Origin of the sequence: Paraburkholderia sp. SIMBA_053 (genome assembly GCF_046534895.1) — a bacterium.
In the GTDB taxonomy this organism is placed as follows: Bacteria; Pseudomonadota; Gammaproteobacteria; order Burkholderiales; family Burkholderiaceae; genus Paraburkholderia; species Paraburkholderia caledonica.
The window spans coordinates 1-237 of sequence record NZ_JAWRXU010001669.1; the positions used below are offsets into that span (position 1 = coordinate 1).

General features: G+C 61.6%; 1 protein-coding gene. It reads left to right on the plus strand.

What is annotated here, in order from left to right; genetic code table 11:
* Positions 1–237 (plus strand): cobaltochelatase subunit CobN (locus tag SB753_RS41210; RefSeq protein WP_410805702.1); only part of this gene is annotated, 237 nt, incomplete at both ends.

Genomic DNA, 237 nt, shown 5'->3' on the forward strand with positions numbered 1-237 from the left:
GGGTGAAGGACAACCAGGGTCTCAATTCGCGCGACATCGCGATGCATATCGCGCTGCCGGAAGTGGACGGCCGCATCATCACGCGCGCGATCAGTTTCAAGGGACTCGCCTATCGTTGTCCGCATACGGAAGTCGACGTGGTCCGCTATCAGCCGGATCTCGAGCGCGTGCGTTTTCTCGCTGAACTGAGCCGCCGCTGGTGCCGGCTGCGTTCGCTCGATAACGCGGACAAGAAGC